The following is a 22,432-nucleotide window of genomic DNA, read 5'->3' as shown; positions in this document are numbered from 1 at the left end:
CAGTTTTGGCGACTACCGGCAGGTCGAAACCTGTTTCAGGAGGAATTCTTGCTCTTTCCGGAGCGCTGCAAGCTTTTCTGTCTTTTCAGGGGTGTTGATGGCGGTGATATCCTTCCCCTCCAGCCTGAATTCGCTGACGTAGGTGATATCGGCGATATCGGCGTCGACGCGGTCGAGGCGCTTCTTCACGAAGGCGCAGTTGGGTGCCGAAGCGGAATTGGCCTGGAGCCGCTGGACTTCCTTTCCGGCGATAGCGAGCTCGCCCTTCTTGGCTGCCAGCTGTTCATTTGCCTGCTTCAGCAGTTCTTCCGCCCGGTCAGCTCTGGATTGCGCGTTGGCCAGTTGCACCGTCAGGGTCGAGAGTTCCTGCGCCTTTTCAGACTGAGCTTGGTTGAGCGCATTTCTATATCGCAGTTCGCCGTCCGCATAAAGAGTGGAGCCGATGCCCGTGACCACTCCGCCGACGAGCGTAAGCACTGGTATCCAAGGGATGTTGCGCTTGGACCCGGATGGAGGCGGTGATGCGGGGCCGCCAAGTGATGCGTTCGGGGCGAGTTGTTGCTGTGTTGTCATGTTGATACTTTCGAAAGTTAAAAAGAGGGTTTAACGGACCCACTGGAAGAGCGTACAAGGCGTTTTGTCGGGTGCAACTTTTGACAGTCGGCATTTCGCGAAAGGAAGATTACGAGCTTTCCGCTTCGCAAAATGGTCACGAAGTGCCCTCCAGGAGGCGTTATCTCAGTAAAACCACGCTTTTTATTTCCTTTTTCGCGGATTACTTGCTTTTATCGCAACGATTGTTGTCGCCCGGGCGGTTAAGTTCTTGCGGGATGTAATAGTTACGTTTGCTCTTTGATAAGTTCGGCCGAGGTAGGATATAGTTGAGCTGTGGTAGCACCCAGCATGCATCTCTGCTGGTTGCGCTGCGCGTTACCCTGCTGCGACATGTCGCCCAAGCGAGCAATCGCGAGTGCGTCATCGGCGGAAACCGCGGTGAGCGGCTGACCTCGTCTGAGGCAGTCAGGAACCGGGCAGCCGACGGAGGCCAGGAGTCGCCTTCTTCCCCAAGAATTGACGGGAAGGCGATTAAGAAACGTGCAGGGCGGCCGGCGCGCGGAGAGGCGGGTGCGCCCGAAACGTCGACGTGCCGTAAGGACACGCCCGCGCGCCTTCGTGGCTACTTCCGCGCTCTTCGCAGGGTGGCCGCCGTGATTCTGGTCGTATTTTCGATGAATATCGGTATGGAGGGCAGTGGAATGAGAAGCATTTACATTTCGGCGGCGGCTGTGGTGGACGGGGTCGACCAGCATGCATCTCTGCTGGTTGCGCTGCGCGTTACCCTGCTGCAAAATGTCGCCCAAGCGAGCAATCGCGAGTGCGTCATCGGCGGAAACCGCGGTGAGCGGCTGACCTCGTCTGAGGCAGTCAGGAACCGGGCAGCCGACGGAGCTTATGGTCGCGGGTCTTGGGGTTTCAGTCGCCCGCGGTTCTCCTAATGACGAATGCCTTTCAAAAAGCATTATCCACAAGTGCGTTGCATGACGCCTGGCGGGAAATGCTGACCAAATCCTCAGCAGCCTCTCGAAGAACAGAGGGCGTTGACGGCACCTCTATCAATGATTTTGACCAGAACGCAATGGCGGCCATACGTAGGCTGTCGGGCGAATTGCGGTTAGGAGAGTTCCAATTCCAGCGGTTGAAGCCGGTGACAATCATCAAGCCGAATGGCAAGAGACGGGTCATTGCCATACCGACGGTAAAGGACCGGATTGTCCAGCGCGCTCTGGTGAACTTTTTATCTGAGAAGTACGCGTACAAGCTGGCGAACGACATCAGCTATGGGTTTATTAAGAAACGCTCCGTGAAGCAGGCTGCGCTGAATGCTGTGGCCATGCGGAAGGCGCATCCTTGGGTTTTTAAGACGGACGTCACGGCATTCTTCGACAATATTCCGCGGGAGAAGCTAAGGGCTGCGATTGAGCGATTCGTGAAGGACCGGTCGCTACATGGGATTCTGTTCCAAGCGATGGAGTGTGAAATTGAGGATGGGCGGAAGGGAGTAGCGAAGAAATTAAGGGAGCAGGGGATTATTGCAGGCCAGGGCATACGCCAGGGCATGCCTTTGTCGCCTCTATTCTCGAATTTGCTGCTCCACGATTTTGATGCGGCCATCGAGAAGAAGAGATTCAGCGCATTGCGTTACGCGGATGACCTGATTTTCTTCGGGAACGACCGCAAAGAGTGCGAAGCGGCTGCAGATTTCTGCCTCGCCGAGTTGGGGAAACTGGGCTTGAGCATCCCAGCCCTAGACGCCCCGGACACAAAATCCTTCATAAGCGCCCCTAAAGAACCTACCGAATTCCTTGGATTGGAGCTTTCCCCTAACAAGGGCACATACTCATTGCGCCTCTCGAATAGACAAATCCAATCGATTCGTGAAGACATGCTGAGTATGGGAAGCGTCTCGCATCTGCTGTCACAGAGCATCACGCTAAAAAAACTGGGTTCGCTGTTGGTGGCCAAGAGCAACGGTTTCCTGGCTGCGTACGATTTGTGCGAGAACATCAACGAAGTGAGGAACAACCTAGAAGACATTGAGCAGAAAACACTGCGTGCTCTGTATACGAACGACCTCGGCATAGACATCCAAAAGCTCTCGAGGGGAGCCAAAACCTTCCTTGGCCTAAGGTAGTCGCAAGTCTTTCGCCGCACTTCTGAGCATATAGCAATTGAGCTGAACCACTTTGTGAACACAAAAAATAATTAAATTTCACGCATTATAGAAATGGCGCTAATTTGAGATTAGCGGAGGGCTTCTGTGAAACATCCATTAAATTGCATTCTCGGGTTCAGAAATTGCCAGGGAAGTATCGAGCTACGGTATTAGTCGGGCCACGCCATAGCTAAAGGAGAAGGACGGAAATGGCCTCAATAGAGGCCGAAGTATTTATTCAAAAATGGGGAGCTAGAATGTTCGACGAAATACCTTTGCCTATTCGTAAAGCTATAGAGTCAGGGGATGCGATTCTATTTCTTGGTGCGGGGGCCTCGTTTGATGCTTTACTGAAGGGAGTTAAAACAAGAATTACTGGCGATGAGCTAAGAGATAGACTGTCGAACGAATTTCTCGGCGGACAGCACAAGAAAAAGCCATTAATGGCCGTTGCTGACTATGCTCGCAACGAAACTTCATTGGTCAAGGTCCAGACATTTGTCCGCGGCGTCTTCTATGACTTGGCGCCGGCGGAGTTCCATATGCTTGTGCCCAAATTCCGATGGAGAGCTATCGTGACCACTAACTATGACTTGGTCGTCGAGCGCGCGTACGAAAATTCACCCGGTGCGCTACAAAGTCTGGCTCCCGTTACGAGGGACGGAGAGGAGCTAGAAAAGGCTTTGGCTGGACAGAACACTGTTCCTTACTTGAAACTCCACGGTTGCATTAAGAATTATGCGGATGTCAAAACGCCTATAGTGTTGGACTCGCATGAGTATGCAAAATTTAAGGCAGGTCGAGAGAACATAGTTCGAGCTTTCAAAGAGTGGGCCATACAAAGTCCCATTATTTTCTGCGGTTACAGCTTAAACGACGAGAACATTAAAGACATACTTTTTGACATAGGCGACGCAAGTCAGAGTCGTGACACATATCTATATGTCGATTTGGAATTTGATGACATCCAACGTCGGTATTGGGCAGCCAGACGTATTGTTCCACTCGAAGGTACTTATGCAAAATTTTTGACTGAAGTTGATGCTGGTATTTCGTCCAACAATCGTCGGCTAGCAAGTCTTTTCAACAAGAAGGACTTGTCGATAGCGAAATGGATTCCTTCTCATAATTCACCATCAGACAATTTGGTCCAGTATCTCAACGAAGAGCTGCTGCATGTATTGCCAGACCCTCCTCCATCGCTTAGCGTCGACCCGAAGGGCTTCTACTCCGGTCTCGATTCATCTTTCTCGCCTATTTACATGGACCTCGATGTGCACCGTGGTATAGGTGAGCGTGTCTTGAACCGTGCTGTAATCGATACGCTTGAAAGTACACAGCCGAAGCTATTTTTTATTACTGGTTATGCCGGCTGCGGAAAATCCGTCCTGGCGAAACGCAGCGCTTTCGAGACGTCGAAGCTTTTGGATACCCCTCTGGTTGTGTGGTTGAAGGAGGGGGCAGTTCTACGTCCAGAACTTATCATCGAATTACAAGAGCTAGTCCAATCAAGATTGTATCTTTTCATCGATGATGCTCTTGACCATGAAGATACTTTACCTAGTTTCGTCGAGCAAATTTTCCAAAAATCATCGAAGATATCCATCGTTGCTTGCGCCAGAACTAACGAGCTCAATATTTACGGGCAAGCGATGCGTAAGCGTATTAATGAAACGTTTGAGCTTCATGATTTAGCTGAAAAAGAAGTTTTAGCACTGCTGAAAAACTTATCGAAAAGTAAGGTTCTCGGCCCGCTCGAACAATACTCTGAAGACGAACGTAAGACGTTCGTGCAGAAGTTCTACGAACAGCAGCTGCTGGTCGCACTTCATGAAATAACCTTCGCAGATAGCTTTGAGCAAATTCTTGTCAGCGAGTTCGAAAAAATTCTTCCCCGGGAAGCACAGCAGCTCTACTTGGATATTTGTACGCTGCACCAGTCAGGTGTTGGCGTTCGCGCGGGGCTCTTGTCACGAATTAGTGGACTACCAATTACGGCCCTCAACGAATACTTAGACGGCCCGCTGGCCAGGGTGGTTCGGATTCATTTCGAAACTAGGTTTCGCGACTATGTTTATAAAAGCAGGCACAGCGAAATCTCAAAGATGGTCTTCTCTTTGGTTATTCGTGACCAAGAACAGCGAGCACGTCAGCTGACACGCATCTTGTCCATGATTGATTTGGACTACTCAAGTGATAAGAAAGCATTTTTCGATTTAGTCAAAGGCAGGCGACTAGCAGAGATATTCGATAAAAAGGAATTTGCACTGCAAGTATTTGACGCAGCTGAAGAGGCGAATGGCCCGCCAGCATTTCTGCTGCACCAACGAGCCATTCTCGAAATTGCACACCAAAGCGGAAATCTCGACGTTGCAGCCGAGTGCTTACGCCTTGCCGAAATTGAAAATCAACGAACCGGTTACCGTGACACCTCGATTCAACACACTAGGGCCAATCTTTTTAGGCGTAAGGCTCTTTCGTCGAACTCCGAAGTCGAGCGTGACCGCTACAGAGCGGATGCCCGGGCGATTTTGAAGTCTCAAGTTAATCGTACGTCTACTTCATATCCGGAGCATCTCTTGGGGCAGGTTCTTTTGGACGAGTTGAAGGAAACCTTCAGTCTTAGTTCTGAGGATGATGGCAATACCAAAGATACGACCGATTTGAAAGAGCAAGCGGTAATTCGTATCACCTCTGAGCTTTCTCAGCTTATCGAGGGGCAGCTTAGGAGAGAGCCAAATGATGCATCGATGACGGTCCTGCGTTCGGAATTCTTAAAGGTGATAGGACAGCAACCGCAAGCGCTTACGGTCCTGGAGCGTTTTCACACGAAGGCACCAGACAACTCGGTAATTACGAGAATTTATGGGGAGGCACTGTCGTCGGCGGACCAAATTGATAAAGGAATTGAAGTTTTAAAACAGGCTGTTTTAGCTTCGCCCGCGGACAAAATGGCTGGTTTGTCGTTAGCTAAACTCTTGATTAAAAAAGATGAGTTTGGAAATGCTGCGGGAATTCTCTCGTCATTGCGTCGTAGTTTTTCGGATGGTGACAGTCATTACGAGGCTCGCTTACTTTACGCGCGCTGCTCTCTGCTCTATGGAGACCTCGAAAGGGGACATGCAGAGTTTCGGTTGCTAAGAGACGTCTTTATTGAAAATAAGGACAAAGTTTCATTCCGAGTGAAAAACCTTGATGGTACTTCTCGTAGATATTCGGGAAATGTCGTTACAAAGCAGGCCGCATTTGGATTCTTGCGCTCGAGCGAGCTACGCTTCAATGTCCACTTCAATAAGAGCAAAAGTGGGCTCAAAGCTGGAGTATGGGAAGCCGTGTCGAAGGGTACAATTTTTGAGTTTACTCTGGCATTTACCTATCGCGGACCTATTGCGATTGACTTGGTCTTAAAAAGCTAAGAGTACACTGAAGTGAATTGTTTTATCCCTAGGTATAGCGCCAACTTTGCTGCATGAATTTATAATTGACCTCGGTGTTGGTACACATAACGTTTGACTTCTGATTACAATATCGCCGGTGCGAGTGGGCGTAAGTTAATATTTCCGGCGTTGATGGGGGAATGTCTAAGTAGAGCTGCCATTGGAGTAGTCAGGGCTCTATTTTAATCAAGTCAAACCGAAGTCTCATAATGTGATGTCGGTGCCATTGAGCTTTCGACGTCACGATGAGGCACTTACACAATTATCAAAATAATGACGAAACGAATCTCCGGGGCAGAATATCCTCTCGCTAAAATTTTTAGCTCAGAATTTGACTATACGATTCCAAGTTATCAGCGGCCTTACGCATGGACGCCGACCCAGGCGGGCGAGCTATTTTCTGACCTGTATGACTTTTACACCAAGGAAGATGCCGAGGACAGCTACTTCTTAGGCAGCATCGTGCTCATTAAGCAAGAGGACAAGCCTGCAGCAGAGGTCATTGACGGCCAGCAGCGTCTTACTACGCTGACGATTTTGCTGGCACTCCTAACAGACCGCTCTGAAGAGCCTATTCGTGAGTCGTTCCGCAAGTATCTCTGTGAGCCAGGCAATTTGCTGGAAGGGCTGGAGTCCAAGCCTCGACTGACCCTCCGTGAGAGGGATTCGGCCTTCTTTGAAAAGTACGTGCAGAATGTCGCCATCGATGAATTGGCTGGCCTAGACCCGGCAAAACTGGATAACGAATCACAGCGAAACATTCGTCTCAACGCAATGCTCTTCCGTCAGCGCCTTGAGGACGCGTTCGGCAGTGACCAGAAGGAAGCGACTCGATTCGGCAGCTTCCTCGTGCAGCGTTGTTTCCTGGTCGCGGTATCGACGCCTAGTCAGCAATCAGCTTTTCGAGTGTTTTCTGTTCTGAATAGTAGAGGCTTGGACCTGCTGCCGACGGATATTATTAAATCGAATGTCATTGGGAAAGTTGCGCCTAGCAAGCGTGACCATTACAACGACATCTGGGAAGAACTCGAGGTTGAGACAGGGCGCGATGGATTCGCAGAGGTTTTCGCTCATATCCGGACTATTTATGCCAAAGATAAAGCTCGACGAGCATTGCTTGAAGAGTTTCGTGAGCGTGTAATCGATAAAGTCCCGTCAGCTGAAGGGCTAGTGGACGACGTTATCGAGCCATACACGCAGGCATATTTGGTGGCTAAGCATGCACAGTTCGTGTCCACCGCCAACGCGGCTGAAGTGAATGCGCTGCTTCGCTGGCTCAATCGAATCGATAATTCCGATTGGTTGCCAAGCGCGATGAGCTTCCTCGCAAAATATGACTCGGAGACCGAGTACGTAAGCTGGTTCATGCAACGGTTGGAGAGGCTAGCCGCTTACATGCATGTTTGCGCCTTGGATGTGAACCAGCGGGTAGAACGCTATGCATCAGTTCTCCGAGAACTGGAAGCTCCGTCCAGCATGGTCAACCCTGCGACCGCGGTCGAGTTGACGACCGTAGAAAAGAACAAATTTAAGGCTGCACTCGATGGTGACGTCTATGAGCTGACCGCGCGGCGGCGTAACTACATTATTCTGCGCCTAGACTCCTTCTTGTCAGATGGAGCTGCTATATACGACCCAACTATTTTGACCATCGAGCATGTCCTGCCGCAGACCGTTGACGAAGATTCTGAATGGGCAAGGCTCTGGCCGTCATCGAGCGCTCGCGAAAAGTGGGTCCATCGCATTGCTAATCTTGTTCCCTTGAATCAGCGGCGAAATTCCAAAGCGCGAAACTATGATTTCGAGCGGAAGAAGGTGGCGTATTTCACCGGAAAGAAGGGCGTGTCGTCGTACGCACTTACGACGCAGGTTTTGCATATGCAGGAATGGAGTCTCCAAGAAGTCGAGAGACGGCAAAGACTGTTGCTCGAGGTATTGTCGGAGGGATGGAGTCTCACCTAAGGACGCTGGGAAAAGGAGCCGTATTAAGCGGCTCTTTTTCATGGCAAGACAATAACGTGAGTTTTCGAGGCCACTTCCACAACGAAATCGTGTGGTTCTCGTGCCGGAGTATCTCCAGTGGCCACCAAGCCCGCAGCAATGCACCGCGGCCCCTTTTCAGCTCCGGTTGCTAAAAATAGAGCTGTTAAAATTCAATCCCAATGAGCTTAGGGATGTTTGAGCTGAGACAAAATAGAAAGGGCTGTCCGTAGATAGCCCTTCGACCACCTTCGATTATGTCTTGCGGGATATATGGGCTAAGGCCAGCCTCGCTTGGCAATGCCGGCGCGCTCACGTAGGTCCTGTTGCATTACCTTCTGCTTCCTCATCACGTCGGGCATGAGAGTCGCTATGCCTCCTAGATTGCGCATCGATTCCTTTTGAGACTTAGTTCTGGGGTGCGCAGCAAAGTAGGATTTCAGTGAAATATCCTACTTTAATGACCATGTTTTACCTAAATTGAGACGCCATATCCGCTGAGGACACGCCAACGTAGCGCAGCGGACTAAATCTTGATATTTTATGGTGCCTTAAATCCTTCGTGCCGCTTCGGTGTGAGCCAAAAGCCAGCAAGAAGGTCTAGTTGAGAGACTAGCAAGGCTTAGCATGAGCGGGTGTTCGTTGTAAAAGCTAAGCGCCGCCTTATTGTTGAATGAGGTTCCACCTGGAGTGGAATAATAAAGAGAAGTCCCGCGACCTATTCCTCGAAGACGATTTCGTCGACTTCCCATTTTCTAAGCGATAAAGCCCGCTCGAGATGCCGAATCGGTGTGCGGCGTCAAGAGCTAGATTCCGAGGCTGATTCAGCGGTGACGCCGAATTTGGCCGAGCGCTTAGGTATTACAGCGCGTTGTCTACTTCTCTGGTGAAAGCTGATTGAGCTTTTCAATTGCAATCTGCACCTTCGTCTTCACCACTGGCTCAGTCGGCTCCCACTGCGTCGGAACTGCACGTGCGGCCGCTTTGGGCACGATAACCATTTCGTAGCCCAATCGGTCGAGCACCGCCATCAAGGTGGTGACCTTGTAATCGGCCTCTCCGCTTAGTACCCCGGTCAGCGTTCGCCTGGCAATCCCGGCACGTTCGCGTAGGTCCTGCTGCGTTACTTTCTGCTCCTTCATCGCATCGCGCATGAGAATCGCGATGTCTCCTAGATTTCGCATTGATGCCTCTCGAGTCTCAATTCCGGATGCGCAGCGAAGTAGGATTTAATCGAAATATCCTACTTTGATGACCATGTCTTGCCATGTTCTAAGGCGTGCATCTCATCGTGCCGAATGCTGCGGCAGTTGCCGACAGCCTGCAGCGCATCGCTGCTCTCTGCCTTGTCGGTCACGGTTAGATTTCTTCTCTATAGCATTTTAGTTGTAGGCCCACCGAATGCTAGGCGAGAGCGGCGTTATACCGCGTTATACCGGAATTGGATAATTATCCGATTTAAGATAATTCAGGATAACGGTGGCTTAGTTGCCAAGCTATGGTGAGATTGCGCATCTCGGTTCGCCCCTTAATCTGGTCGGGAGATGAAGGTCCCACACTTCGGTCTTGTCCTGGACCCACACGCTAATCCGAATTTACGATATGCCAGGTGCCCGCCAGTTAATGCTCGCGGTTGCAATACCTTCCAGTATCCACCTGAACGAATCTGTACGGGAGCGTATTCGTAGGGACTTGGCCTCTCGCTTTGGCTGCCGGCTGAATGGCGACTACCTGGCCGCGTTGCACGTACGAACGTCCTTCCGCCTCGCCGAGAACTACTCTGGGTTGAGTCTCCGGGCCGTCAATGAGGTCGCTCTTCGATACCTGTTGGAGCACGTGGACAGTATCGCGCCCCCTTTGTATTGAAGTTTGCGCTTAATGCGCCAGCTTGCTAAGCTGTATGAAAGGGCCTCTTGAGCCGACTCGCGAGGTCGCCCACCAAGTGCTAACTGGTCTAGCAATCGCTAGGTAAGAGGAATCGGACCCGATGGACCAGAGGCCCCGCTAGTCGGGGCTTCTGCATTCTCAAGACTGGCGTTGAACAAGAACCCAAGTTATCCATAGCCCTTTTGGACTAGGCTCTCAAGGCACCAAGGTACGGATTTTCTCTACCTTTTTGATTTTCGCTTCTTGGTGGTTTCCGGTCGTGCAGCCTCCATGATAGTTTTTACGACACTAGGATTTGCCTGGACGAGCCTTGCGTTCTCTGCCACGTAGCCATACAAATCCCTCAGGGCGGTTACAACACCGGCTGACCTTGAGAAGCCACCCTCGCAGTGGACGAGCAAAGTGTGAACGGTATCCGGAAGTGCCTGGGCGAATCGCAATATGTCTTCTGCATCATCCTCAGTCATTGCCGCAGGAAGTTTCTGTGCCGCTCGTGCTGAGAGCTCGCCAAGGAAATCGACGTCTGCAAAGCTTAGTCTCAGCAAATACTTATACTCAGGCAGGTGGGCCGGATGTTTTTCAGGGGCAGTAATGGAAATCATGGCCACCCCGTCAATCAGCGGGATGCGTTCCGCGTCCCCTCGGGACAGGGCGAATACCTGCCTGCCCTGCGCTGACGGGCGGTACAGTTTGGCGACGACGTCTTTGACTCGAGTGTTCATTGGATGAATTTATCGTTCCTGTGCGACGCCGTGTCAAGGTCCAGCCGGGTGTGCATGACTGTTTTTAGTTGGCCTCTCCTTTGCAAACTCCAGAGGTGTCGTCTAAAACATGAGTTTTTCTTGCAGTGGAGGATGTGATGGATATAGCCAAGCTACTGTCGAGAGGTCGAGCTAGTATCTGCGCGACTACAGCAAACCAGCTTATCGCCGGCGTCGAATACAGCCCTTTAGAGGAGCAGTGCAACTTCAGTTATAGCCGGATGTGGAGAACGTGGGACTATTCCTATCCACTGTCACCTCACCTTCCTCTCAAGGAGGGCCAAGCTCCCTACAGGGTGATTCGCGACCATCTGTTGAACCTTCTGCCAGAAGGAGAAGCGCTAGGGGAAGCCGCTCGCCGATATCAGCTCAGTCACGCGAATGCTTGCGCAATGGCCGTCTATCTATGTCGAGAGCCGGCGGGTGCCGTGGGATTTGACCTGGATGTGGAGGAGTTGAGCGTCCCCGATGATAGACCGCCAGTCGTCCGTGAGCTGCCAACAGCGGAATTGTCCAAACGTATCCGACGCAGGAGCACCATCCCATTCGCTTTCTGGGATGACGTTTTCTACCAGTCGTTAGCCGGCGTCCAAGATAAGCTCCAGGTGCGCTTGGACGGCGATGACATCCAGCTTGTCGGCGGATGTTTGAATTCGAGCCACATACTGAAACCCGAGCCCCACGGCCAAAGCAAGCGGCGCATGGTCGCTAACGAGCACTTCTGCATGTCTCTCGCTAGAGCGGTGGGCTTACTTGCAGCCAACGTTGAAATCCGACGTGTTCCAGAACCCGTCTTGCTGGTGGAACGCTTTGACCGTGCCAGAAACATTATCCGGCACCCGGAAATGGTTGAGCGTGTACACACCTTGGATGCGTGCCAGGCGCTTGGAGAACATCCCTTCTTCAAGTACGAGTGCCCAGAGGGGCATGGAGGCGGATATCGGGAGAGGCGTATCGGTATTGGCTTCAGTGAAATGTTCGAACTGGACCGACATTTCATGGTGCTACGCGAGGGAAGGATGGCCATCGTGAGATGGGCACTTTTCAACATGCTCATTGGAAATAGCGATGCGCACGCAAAGAACTTTTCGTTCTTCCAGCATAGGCTCGGAATCATGCCGACCCCGGCCTATGACCTCGTCTGCACGCGCGTCTATGACATGGGTATTGAAATGGCGATGGCGTTCGGTAATGCCTTCTTGGTCGAGGACGTCGTTGCTGATGACCTGACGATTTTTGCGGAAGAAGCAGGTATTGCACGCGACACGCTTGTTGAAGAACTCAAGGCCTTGGCTACTGCAGTGAGGGCGCATGCTCCAATTCTGGCAAAGAGCGACGTCTACACGCAGCAAGAGCGGACTCTGGTCCGCAAGATTGTCATTTCAATCGAGGGCCGTGCAATACATTTGTTGAAAGTTGCGTCGGTGTTGTTCAGCCAAGAGTAGTTGAGAACGATTCACGAGGCCGCCCATATCAAACGCTACCGTCAGATGTACTACTATCTTTCGAACACACACGAATATTCAAAGCATCAATTTTTTCTTTTGGAAATCCAGTGTTTAGATAATCCAAGCGTCGCCGTCTAAATTCCTTACAAAGCTATTAGAACTCCTCACCCGATTGTCTTAGTTAGTAAGATAAGCACGCGAATCATTCAAGGAAGCGGAGCAAGTTACGCCATTGCGTGGAGCAAAAATGGGAAAGCACAAGAATCAGATAGAGGGGAAGTTCGAGGCACTTTGGACGTGGATAGCAGCTCAACCCGACTCGAGCAACGTTGAACTTTCAAAGATTCGCGAGAGAGCTGAAACGATGGGACTCCCTGTGTATTCGCTCGAGATTAAAGACGTTGGTATTTTCCGGCTAACTCCGGCCGTTGTTTTATCAACAGGAGAGCAAACCGCCTGTTTTCCCCTCCATAAAATTGGAGCAGACCCAGAGTGGGTCACAAATCTTGGGCACGCGAATCGAGAAGCGGCATTATGGGCTAAGATGGAATGGTTTTCGCCGCTATGGGTTTCACGCGGAGATGTCGCTCCTCTCTTGGCGGACGTCGTGCAACGTGACCGAGAAGATGCGCTCCGGAAATTTGAATATCACACCTCAACCATCTACACGTTGCCCTTTCAGGCTGTATGTATCGCGCAGCTTCTACCGAAATCGCGCATTCTTTCTGAGTTCGCACCGTTAATTCGCGAGGCCTACCTAGGCTTTTACAGTGGTAGTCGCGCTTCAAGCATCGCCGCCTTGATACCGATTCTTGAGGGGGCGATTAAGCGAATCGCGGGTGCTAGCGACGGAGCCAAGATTCTGGACGAAATCGACAGAGTCGTGGACCGTGCTATCGAGCTGGCAGCAAAACTTCATTTCTACGGTCAATGGGTACCTAGCGCTTACAGAACGGTCCAGTATCTGTTTAGCCAAGATGAAAGAGTTTTTACTTTCGAGACTTTTCGACGGTGGTTGAAATCCTCGTTTTTTCAGGACACCAAGAAATACGACGGTCTAACTTGGTTAAATCGGCATCTCTTTGCACATGGTATGTCATCCAAATGGCAGGATGGTGCCAACTTCCGACGGTTGGTCGTTGCGATTGCTACTCTTGGTGTTATTGAGTCTTGGCATGACAACTCAAACCAGGTGTCGCTGTTCTTCCCATCAATGGATAAGGATGGAGAGCTTCTTTGGCAGCAAGCTCTATTACGTGCTCACTTGCAGTCAATGTTGGCAAAGCATGAAATCAAAAAATTCCATGAGCAAGGGCGTCTTGTCCCGGAGTTGGCTACAGACGACGGTGTTTTGCTTCGCAGAGCCATTTTGTCAGAAGATTGCATAACCGACGTCGTTCGACCATTGAGAAATGCCGGTTGGTCTGTGGAAGTCGGGAAGCCTGATGAAAGCGCTCTATACATCCTGGCTACCGCAACAAGCGGTGAAGAAACATTCACTGTGGCACTGCTGTACTCTTGCGCTACAGATAACGAACTTTACAAAGAGCTGTCGATGAAAACCGACGCCATTCTTTATCGTGGTTCTCCATATGAGCAGGAATCGTTTGCACGAGGTATCACTGTGCATGTTGGCCCTGCGGCCGGGTGGCTCCCACCACATCCACAGTCAAGGCCAGGGGTAATGTTTGGATTGCGAGGTATTCTCGGAAATGTACGATTGGCGACTCGTCAGCTATGGCTTAAGACATTTTCCGTATTCAAAAAAAATCAGACCTGATGCTGGCATCTATCGATGCCGCCTTCTGAGCTTGAGGGATTTCGGAGAGAAAGCGAGTCGGTTGATACTGTAGTCATGGCAGCACGACAACGCCTTCGTCCCTTGGCCTAGAATAGCCAAGCTACTTAGTTGGTTGGTGCTAGAGCTCAGCAAGCGACGGACTGAAAACTACTTCTCGCTGCTGGGGTAGATTCCCAAAAATGCGTCCACGCTGTTCCAAAGGTTCCTATCCAGTTCCTGCGTTATCATTTTCGCAAATCGGTCCCGTACGGTGCAACCGGATAGCTCGTCCCCAAACCGCCCAGTGAAGCGCCGCCGCATATTTTTATTGCTGCTGCGAATAAGCGGCTCCTCTTGGTCAGCCAAATTCCTTGCGTACGTAAGAGTGCTAAAGAATTCGGATGGCCTAGCACTGCTAACGGCCCTGTCACGAAGCTGCTGTATAAGCGCCTCGACCTCTTCGTGTGACATCTTGCATATTGTCTCAACGCAGGTGTCACTCAGTACACTTAGTAAAAAGATGAGATAGTCGCGGCAGAGAGTGGTCCTTTGGTCGCGAGAGCGAGGTGTCACCTCAATGCGCCGCTCTATGGCGGTACATAGAGTAGTGAATTCCTCTCGTGTAGCGCGATGTCGGTGCTTTACCAACTTATGGATGGCTTTTGCTTCCGACACATTTAGGGCGCGTCTTAGACTGGATTTCGTTACCGCAAGTCCGTTCTCCTCAAAGTGCTTAATGACAGTGACCACCTGACTCTCAGTTACTCTTAGTCGTTTCACCGACAATTTTTCGCTGATGAAGGACGAAAGCCAGGTTGGCTGAATGGCCCAATTGCTGGAAAAATGAAGCCTTGATATTTGAGCCGCTCGTGCAGCCTCATAAAAATTGTTCGGCCAAGAAGCGAGGAGCCAGTAGGCGCCTCTGATTATTTGGGCTCGTTGCTTCACTGGCAGTAGCTCAACATAATGAGCCCCAGTAACAGTCGGAGCACTAACGGCAACACAATCAGGCAAGAATTTCCAAATTCTCTGAGCGCCGGAGCGAATAAGAAGTTGAGCCATTGTCCAAAGTGCGTCAAATAACTCTTGCGCGCTGGCTACCTGCGGCATCGAACTTGGCACGGTGCCAGAAGTCACACAAAGCCAGAGGGCATGGGCAATGTCTTGCATTTCTTTGTCGATACCGTCATTGCCCCCTAGAATTTCTCCGCAGCTTTGACATCGCGACAATTCGGTGGGTGGCCGGCTCAGAAGAATACGCTGAGATGCCGGCCACATGGGCTCTCCGCAAGTGGAGCATGCTTCGGTAAGGACACAACCATGTCGAGGGCAATGGGTCATGAACGCGAATCGCCACGCCAGCCGGAAATACGGGGTAGCATCCTCTGCGAGGCATAACGGGCAACACGTGCTTCTTCCATCTGAGGGACCTTTTATATTGCATGGGACCACCCATCGCCGTCGCTTAGCCATTGTTAGCCGAGCAGATATCCGCTGTCCGACGTTTTCAAGGCACAGTGCCTGAATGGTGTTTTGGGGCAGGCGACTCGTTTCACTCAACCATTCCATTTCTCCGTCCTTCGGATACCCGTCAGGCTCCAGCACGTAAGAGGATGAGGAAGGCCGCGGGTAGATTCTGAATCCATTTGCCATGCCGCTTCGCTGTCGCCAGGAAGATAGCGATTCATCCGAAAATGGAGCTGGCCGGACGAGAAACATTTATTTCACCGCAGCATAAAAAAGCCTGTCTGCAATGGAGAGTTCATTGCTAAGACTTGTCCATCTCGACACTCGGGAAGTCATATCGTCAATTTTAGAATTCACCACGGTTGAGTAGAGAGGCCAGTCCGCAGGATTGCTTGCCATCGTGCGAAGGTGCGCGCACGGTCGGACTGCCTTCTTGCGGAATTCACTCCATATGTGGGGCAGATTTGGTTCTGACTCGCGGCCCGGCAGGCAGCGATTTCGCAGCCCGTTTAAGGTGTCGGTCAGATGGTTCGGGTCAAAGCGAGGCGTCCATAAGTCGTCTTCAAGTTCTGCAGCATGGAACCAGCCAGCCCACCAGAGATGCAACGTAAAGTTTACGTCGGTGCCCAAAATATCCGCGGCCTCTTCGAGAGAGACTGTTGCTATGGACGTATTTTGCCGGAGGACAAGCCGTGTGGAATCGCCCAAGTCAGAACGCACTTCATCCCAGATACTGTAGGCTGCCTTGGGAAGGGTGACATTTTTCAACCCGTTTATGCGGACAGCAATCGCACTGGTGTATGCATTTTTCTCTTGTTTTGGTAGCGAATAAATGAATTTTCTCAAGGTCGTCGGCCATTCGGTGACGAAGCTCTCAAACGACAAGAACTCGGTGAGCGAAATCCAGGCGTAGGGAATTTTAGTTTCCGGTTTCGATAGAAGCGCGCGTACGACTTTTGCTGCTACGTGGCAATTCTGCCTGTCGTCATCGCCGAATTCGTTTGCTACAGGCGTGTCACCGCTAAAATACTTGCGAAAGAAGTCAGGGAGCCAGTTTGGAGGAGAAATCTGCTTCGAACTTGCCAGCGGAAAGCCGCAATTGCAGGACTTAATCTGATGCCGTTTATAACTAAGTGTGCTCTTACAGTGTCCGCATTCGTCAATAGGCATCAGATTATGCCTGTCGCACGGAATAGGAAGGTGCGCACTCATCGCCGCCGTAGCCGGTAGCTCCTCGGCAATGCACGCAGGACATATGCGTGCATTTTTCCCCATTTGGCGAAGACCACTCCTGTTATATTGCTTCTGAATAGGCTCGCCGCGCATCAGACCGTTGAGCTCTTCAGCCTCGATTTGAACCAACATGTAATACGCCACGCCCAGAACCGATGAGAGTTCGTGGACGGTGAGCAAGTTGGCGGCAGCTAAACGCATGAGGAAGTCCTGTCGGTCTGGATAATGGCTAGCGTTGAGACGTACTAATAGACGTGTTGCTGTGGCTGCTTGTTTATTCATCTAGTTATTGTTTTGCATTCCGATACCTCTTCCAAGTATGAAGGGATGAGGTATCAGATAACTCGACCCTCTAGGGGACGCAGATTATGTAGGACGGTTATGCCAAGGCTATCTCGACTTCGGCCCCAGTGACCTTATCTACAAGCTCTTGTTGGGGAGCATTTCCGGGGGCTGGTTCTGGTGTTTTCTTGGAGGTTTTCTTGGCCAGCTTCTGTACGGCCTTCGTTTCCTCCATCGCTGGTGTCTTCTGCTTCGGCTGCAGCTGAGGTTTCGGTTCTGGTTCTTTCGCCGGATTGGACGTGTCATACCAGTGATGGAATAACTCATCCTCCCGAGTGAGAGCACGAGGAAGCTGGACGCTGAATGGATTAGTGTCGCGGTGATGTTCTCCAAAAAGGCGTTCAAACGCCTTTGCCAAATCCTGCAGAATCAGGTGCTCTCTTTCGTTGGAGACTGCAATGTCGACCGCCTCTTTTGCCACGTCCAACATCAGGGAGGTGACGCCATTCGTGGCATAGATGAAGCGCAATGCGATGTCAGAATCGACGAGTTTAGAGTGCTCGGCTAGCGGCAGAGCTTTGTCCAAGTTGTCCAGAAAGCGCTTGGTCCGGGAAATGTTGTCTGTGCCGGTCATCGAGAAATATTCAATGCGTTGATGTTTCATAGCGCGTCGGTTCAGTTGGTCATTGCCGCGCACCACATCAATTGCAGCGAATGTGCCTAGCATAACAACAAGGCATTTGGAGCCATCGATGAGGTCTCGAATCCAATTGCCTAGTTGAACCACACCTTTTACTCCACGCTTTTCTGGAATATCTTGGATATCATCAATGAAGATGATTTCAGTCCCGACCTTGGACATCAGTATCTCTGCGCGCTTTGACATTTCGGCAGCGCTCCCTTTCGGTCTCGGGTCTCCAAGCGCGGTAAGGAGTGCTGTGGCGAGACCCCGCTGAGTAGGAGCAGACGGAATCTTGAAGTACACTGTTGGTACCTTACTGACATCTCCTTCGTCATCGCGTGGCATTGTGTCCTGTATGTAGTTCGCCAGATATGTCTTGCCAGCACCAGAGCCAGCCATGGTCAGCAGGCCTCTTCCTTTTTTCTCCAATTTGCATTTCTCAGCGATGAGACGAATTTCACTGATTGCAGCTGAGCATTGTGGATGTCTGACGAAAAATTGTGAGCTCGCCATGTGAAGCCGTCGTGCGTTGATGTCTGCGCCTCGCCATTTATCCCGCGCGGATACAATACTTGCCTCGTCTTCTATCCTTTGTGTCTTGGTAGACTTAGGGGAATTCATAGTTTTATCCTCAACTTGGGGCGGAATAGAAGCGGGGATAGCCCCCCGTCGCCCCGGCATTGTTCATTAGCTTATTGCGACTACTCAAAGGCGGAAGTCGGTTCGGAAGGGTCTCGCCATTCCTCCTCATCTTCCTGTTCTAGCGTAACCTCGTCGATTTCTCGCAGCTTCGCCTCAAGGTCGGTCATTAGCCTATCCTCCATCGCCGCTGCTTCATTCCTAGCCTCCGTGCCTCCGTCAACTGTAGGCAGCGGTGGCAAGTCACCCACTCGGTTGGCCACTTTGCGCTCGCGTAGCTTTTTGGATGTGCGCATTTCCGCTGTCAGGTTGATGAGGTCCTCACGGCAGCGAAGCATGAGCGCCATATCCGGGTGGCTATTGCGGCGTTCGCGGGCCATCTTCACTATCAACTTGTGCTGGAACAGCGTCAGGCCAGTCGTGTAGGCCAAATTCGCGCTAGCCACGCGAAGCCATCGCGGCGGAGGTGGATTACGAGTCGTGTTCTCAGTACCCGCCGGATATTTCACCCAGATGAAACTCAAGTCATCAGGGTCGAACCGGAACTCAACACGCAACGACTTGCCATAGGACTTCTGCCATAACGAAAAGGCCGTGTGGTAATACCTGAGCCCGTTATAAAACTCGACGCCAACTGGCCTTAGCTGCACGGAATGTGGCCTCAGTGCTGCTAGTTCAATGTCGTGCACGTTCCCCGGTAAGCGTGCACGCCTTCCCTCCATCCCCCGCATGTACCTTTCCTTTGGCGTGAAGCCGTCATAGCCGGCCGTATGACAATGAACGTCATACACCCACTTCATGAATCTCCGTCTGAATTCCTCGGTGGTCAATATCGCACTGCTCAGCCCCGCTTCGACTGTGTCTCGCACATGCTTCTTCGGCCCCACATATCCTGGTAGGGTTTCCAAAAAGCCCACCGACACGCCGTTGAAATTCTCCATTGTTGACTTCTCAGTCGGAGTTCCTGGAAGAGCGAACTCGGTGGCTGCATTTGCAACTGTTATGACTGCGGTTGCCACCTCCTGCGTATGGTTGTAGCTGGCGTTATCGAAAAGGATGAGCGAAGGTCGCCCCATGTACGGAATCTCATTTTGTACTTCAGCATAGTCGCCATGTCCCCTCAGCTTAGGCATAACAGCATTAATCACCGTTCTGATTGCAGACTCGGTATTTCGAGCGCCGGAGCCAATGTTCAGCCCGGTCGGGACATTAGAAAATTGGTCAACAGCTGAGGTAATCCAAATCCTTCCGTATGGAAGCCCTGTCCTAGAGTCGACAGCGAAAACACCTGAGTCCTTATCGTCACATTCAACCACTTGTCCGGTAAAGGTGGCTCGGTCTCGCGGATACCAATCACGGAATTCCTCCTTTGCTACTGCGAGGCTCTTGTTCCGCCTGCAGATTTCGAACTCTCCCAGACAGCGCTTCGTCTCCCGGGTCACAGTCGTCAGCGACGGTCGCAGTGCTTGTGCCTTCTCAACGCCCACCGTCTCGTTTAACTCGTGCTGAACGTCTTTATGTACCTCGGTGAAACGAACTTTCGCGTTGCTGGCCGCGAGTCTTCTCAAGACCTTATCGATTGCTTCCTTTACTGCCCTTGCAACACGGAACTTTCCTCTTCCGCCACGTCGTGAGAACTGAGGAAAGGCCGCTTGTAAGTCGCCACCTGCGCGGTCGATTTTTCTTTCGCACGCATAGAGCGTCGATAGCTTAGGTGGATTTTGGTCATGCTTCTGCTTTGTCAACCGTTCGTAGTCGATTTTTTTGATGTTTGTCGGCCGCATAGATGTGTGGCCGAGCTTCTTCATCTCTCGGATATAGGCGAGGCATTTCAAACCGAAGTGACGAGCTTTCTCACCAAAGGCCAGCATGCCACCCGTTGTCTCGAGACCTTTCCAGATGTCCTGCATCTGCTCCTGCAGGTCTTCCGAGGCAATGGACGCGGTATCCGCATATGGAACTAAATCCCCCTTTTTGTAGGCGGCCCATAAGGTTTCTAAATTTATCCACTTACGCTCGTGCGTAGCGCAGTGTTCGATGACCGCGCGGCTACCCTTTAATTCGTTGATTTCGAAGACGATGCTTCCCATACGCAGGCGAGTTCCTGCTTCCATCGCGAATTGCGACGGCCTAGGGGTATTCATGTGTCCCCCGCTTAGTAGTTCGTTAGGGCCGACCACCACTCATCCGCACCCTTGCTGCCTCCCAAGAACATACCGATGATGTTGTCTTGCTCTGTGGTGGAGATGAGTGTGTCTAATGTGAGAGGCTTCGTCAGCGGGAGATACACGAGGCCTTTCCATGCCGCAGCATAGACAGTGTCTCTGTCAAATTTCGAGTCGGGGGGGAGGCTCCCGATGGTGGCTCTCGCGCCTTGCGCGTCAACCCAATTAAGCAGTTCTCGGATTTCAGTCTGCGGAATATCCGCGTTGCTTGCCATACGCATATGCATGAGGTGGTCGCGCACAGGTTTGCTCAATGGCGTGGCGTCTGTCCATACGATGTAGGCGATGTTCAGTTCGCCAAATTTTGCCCCGAGCTCGTCAAGCTCCCACAGTTTCGCCGGCGAGAGGAACCGATGCGCCTTGGTCTCAATGACGCAAAGGCGGAGCTCCTTGAGGCTCGGCACTCGAATCAAGAAATCAGGAAAAATCTCGCGGCCGAATTCTTCCATTGATGTCTTGAAAGGCTGTGCCTTTGCTTGCTGGATGTACCCCAACTCCATGAGGTATTCGATAGCCAGGGAGGAACAGTATTCGTTGCGTCCCTGAACTCTTATCATGCCGAGATGCTTCGAATCGTATGTGTGAAGCTGGGTCCGGCGAGATGGCCCCTTAAGCTCACGGGCTGGATTGGAGCTGAAAATGGCTTGGGCCCATTCTTCGGTGCCCATTTTGTGCTTTGGTGCTCGCATAACTTCCCCTTTCTCTGCGCGAATTGCGCTTAGAAAACTTAAAAATGGTGTGACTGGTACTTGACCAGTGGACTCGGGGAAGTTACCTTCAAGGCTCCTACACCTCTTGTGAAGGCAACTTCCTAGAGTCAAAAGCGGCAATTACTCTTATGTAATTCGCCGCTTTTTCTTTTTCGGGCAGTGTTTCATGCCATCCCTTTCTGTGCAGATATTCAGTTGTTCAACGCCGGGTATCTAAGACCCGGGACCTCTTTCTTTCTACGCTTCATTCCACGCCGGACCTGGCATCACCAACCGGCCCAACACCCCCCTTAACAAGGCTGCAAATGAAATCGGGGGAGGGGTGTAGCTCAACCATAGGTGAGCGTAATTCACTCCTTTGCCGGTTGCTGGAAATCGTTGCAAAGAAGAAATTCGAGAAAATTCTTGGCAATACTTTTCCGGAAACAGCAGGAAACAAGACTTTTCTAAAAGCAACATAATTGTATTTATTGCAATATGAAAAGCTCGTAGCGTGGGCAGCTCACCACAGATTCTGTACGGCAATTTTTCAAGAAAAAAGGAGGGTTGGGAAAATTACTCGCATTTAATCGAGGGCCTATGAGATGGAACGGAGTTGAGTTTAGGCACAGATTTTGTCGAGCGCAAGATTTTTTCCTGCACATCCTCCACTGCGGGAAAGCCCTAAGATGAACAAAAAACGAGCAATGAGGCGTAATTTCTGACGAGAAATGATGGTTTTGATAATTTTCAGAGTGGCATTGTCAAACGCATAACGTATACCATTAAACTCGCATTTTGCAAAATGTTGAAATTTTGCCTGGCGGTGTTACCTGGTTCTCCGGCTGGTGTACTTTTATTTCATTGCGGTTTTTGAACAAATGAAGTTTCCAAATTTTTGCATTACTCAAAGCTCTTCTGCTTAAGAGGTTTTACGAGTTGCTGTGGATAACTTTATGGATAACTAGGTCGTGTTGAGTGTTGTAGCTTCTCCACAGAGACAGGGGATTGATGCTGGTCACCCCTGTTGTGGGATAGCGAGAAGTTCGAAGTTTGAGTCTTACTTTGATTATTTATTAGGCTAACTTCGGCGATGTCCACTGATAGCGCTTGACCAGTTCCGGCGTGCAGCGGCAGCGTCCCGAGGGATCGCCATACAGCCCGCACGGACAGGGATTCATCGCTTGTGTGGTCAAGCGTTTTTTTGCG

The 22,432-nt window shown here is 51.1% G+C and carries 15 protein-coding genes; 6 read left to right on the top strand and 9 right to left on the bottom strand.

What is annotated here, in order from left to right; all coding sequences use genetic code 11:
• Positions 1-12: 12 nt before the first annotated feature.
• Positions 13-573 (bottom strand): hypothetical protein, encoded by a 561-nt coding sequence (locus FYB76_RS16750; protein WP_154134337.1) that lies wholly within the window; start codon positions 571-573, stop codon positions 13-15.
• Between the two features lie 635 nt (positions 574-1,208).
• Between FYB76_RS16750 and FYB76_RS26665 the strand changes: the two genes are divergently transcribed.
• The 4 genes from FYB76_RS26665 to FYB76_RS16735 all read left to right on the top strand — a co-directional run bounded on the left by FYB76_RS26665 (position 1,209) and on the right by FYB76_RS16735 (position 8,112).
• Entirely contained in the window at positions 1,209-1,496 is a 288-nt protein-coding gene (locus tag FYB76_RS26665; RefSeq protein WP_195724657.1) for a hypothetical protein, read from the top strand.
• Positions 1,496-2,692 (top strand): reverse transcriptase domain-containing protein, encoded by a 1,197-nt coding sequence (locus tag FYB76_RS16745; RefSeq protein ID WP_154134336.1) that lies wholly within the window; start codon positions 1,496-1,498, stop codon positions 2,690-2,692. The genes FYB76_RS26665 and FYB76_RS16745 overlap by 1 nt, the downstream gene beginning before the upstream one ends.
• Before the next feature lie 230 nt (positions 2,693-2,922).
• Positions 2,923-6,129, top strand: a complete 3,207-nt coding sequence (locus FYB76_RS16740) for an SIR2 family protein (RefSeq protein ID WP_154134335.1) — start codon at positions 2,923-2,925, stop codon at positions 6,127-6,129.
• Positions 6,130-6,423: 294 nt separating this feature from the next.
• Complete coding sequence (locus tag FYB76_RS16735) at positions 6,424-8,112, top strand: DUF262 domain-containing protein (protein WP_154134334.1); 1,689 nt, start codon at positions 6,424-6,426, stop codon at positions 8,110-8,112.
• An 893-nt stretch (positions 8,113-9,005) separates the two neighbouring features.
• Here the strand turns inward: FYB76_RS16735 and FYB76_RS16730 are convergent.
• On the bottom strand, positions 9,006-9,314 hold the full coding sequence (locus FYB76_RS16730) for a helix-turn-helix domain-containing protein (protein WP_154134333.1): 309 nt from the start codon (positions 9,312-9,314) through the stop codon (positions 9,006-9,008).
• A gap of 924 nt (positions 9,315-10,238) precedes the next feature.
• Positions 10,239-10,739 carry a hypothetical protein gene (locus tag FYB76_RS16725; RefSeq protein ID WP_154134332.1) on the bottom strand — a complete coding sequence of 167 codons (501 nt, stop codon included), beginning with the start codon at positions 10,737-10,739 and terminating at the stop codon, positions 10,239-10,241.
• A 137-nt stretch (positions 10,740-10,876) separates the two neighbouring features.
• On the opposite strand from FYB76_RS16725, the gene FYB76_RS16720 reads away from it, so the two are divergent.
• Both FYB76_RS16720 and FYB76_RS16715 read left to right on the top strand, forming a co-directional pair.
• Positions 10,877-12,223 carry a HipA domain-containing protein gene (locus FYB76_RS16720; RefSeq protein WP_154134331.1) on the top strand — a complete coding sequence of 449 codons (1,347 nt, stop codon included), beginning with the start codon at positions 10,877-10,879 and terminating at the stop codon, positions 12,221-12,223.
• A 250-nt stretch (positions 12,224-12,473) separates the two neighbouring features.
• Positions 12,474-14,006 (top strand): hypothetical protein, encoded by a 1,533-nt coding sequence (locus FYB76_RS16715; protein ID WP_229296995.1) that lies wholly within the window; start codon positions 12,474-12,476, stop codon positions 14,004-14,006.
• A 168-nt stretch (positions 14,007-14,174) separates the two neighbouring features.
• Here the strand turns inward: FYB76_RS16715 and FYB76_RS27115 are convergent, their stop codons facing one another.
• The 6 genes from FYB76_RS27115 to FYB76_RS16685 all read right to left on the bottom strand — a co-directional run bounded on the left by FYB76_RS27115 (position 14,175) and on the right by FYB76_RS16685 (position 22,404).
• Positions 14,175-15,725, bottom strand: coding sequence for a TniQ family protein (locus tag FYB76_RS27115; RefSeq protein WP_154134330.1), 1,551 nt, complete (start codon positions 15,723-15,725; stop codon positions 14,175-14,177).
• Entirely contained in the window at positions 15,726-16,907 is a 1,182-nt protein-coding gene (locus tag FYB76_RS16705; RefSeq protein ID WP_154134329.1) for a hypothetical protein, read from the bottom strand.
• 178 nt (positions 16,908-17,085) lie between these two features.
• Positions 17,086-18,291, bottom strand: a complete 1,206-nt coding sequence (locus tag FYB76_RS16700) for a TniB family NTP-binding protein (protein ID WP_195724656.1) — start codon at positions 18,289-18,291, stop codon at positions 17,086-17,088.
• 80 nt (positions 18,292-18,371) lie between these two features.
• On the bottom strand, positions 18,372-20,399 hold the full coding sequence (locus FYB76_RS16695) for a Mu transposase C-terminal domain-containing protein (protein ID WP_195724655.1): 2,028 nt from the start codon (positions 20,397-20,399) through the stop codon (positions 18,372-18,374).
• A 65-nt stretch (positions 20,400-20,464) separates the two neighbouring features.
• Positions 20,465-21,202: a hypothetical protein gene (locus FYB76_RS16690; RefSeq protein ID WP_154134326.1), complete on the bottom strand. Its 738-nt coding sequence runs from the start codon at positions 21,200-21,202 to the stop codon at positions 20,465-20,467.
• Positions 21,203-22,299: 1,097 nt separating this feature from the next.
• Complete coding sequence (locus FYB76_RS16685) at positions 22,300-22,404, bottom strand: ATP-binding protein (protein ID WP_229296994.1); 105 nt, start codon at positions 22,402-22,404, stop codon at positions 22,300-22,302.
• Positions 22,405-22,432 lie beyond the last annotated feature (28 nt).

It is taken from the genome of Herbaspirillum sp. CAH-3 (assembly GCF_009668275.1).
GTDB lineage: Bacteria > Pseudomonadota > Gammaproteobacteria > Burkholderiales > Burkholderiaceae_D > Herbaspirillum > Herbaspirillum aquaticum.
The sequence above is the reverse complement of the archived record's forward strand: the minus strand, read 5'-3'. Positions and strand labels throughout refer to the sequence as shown.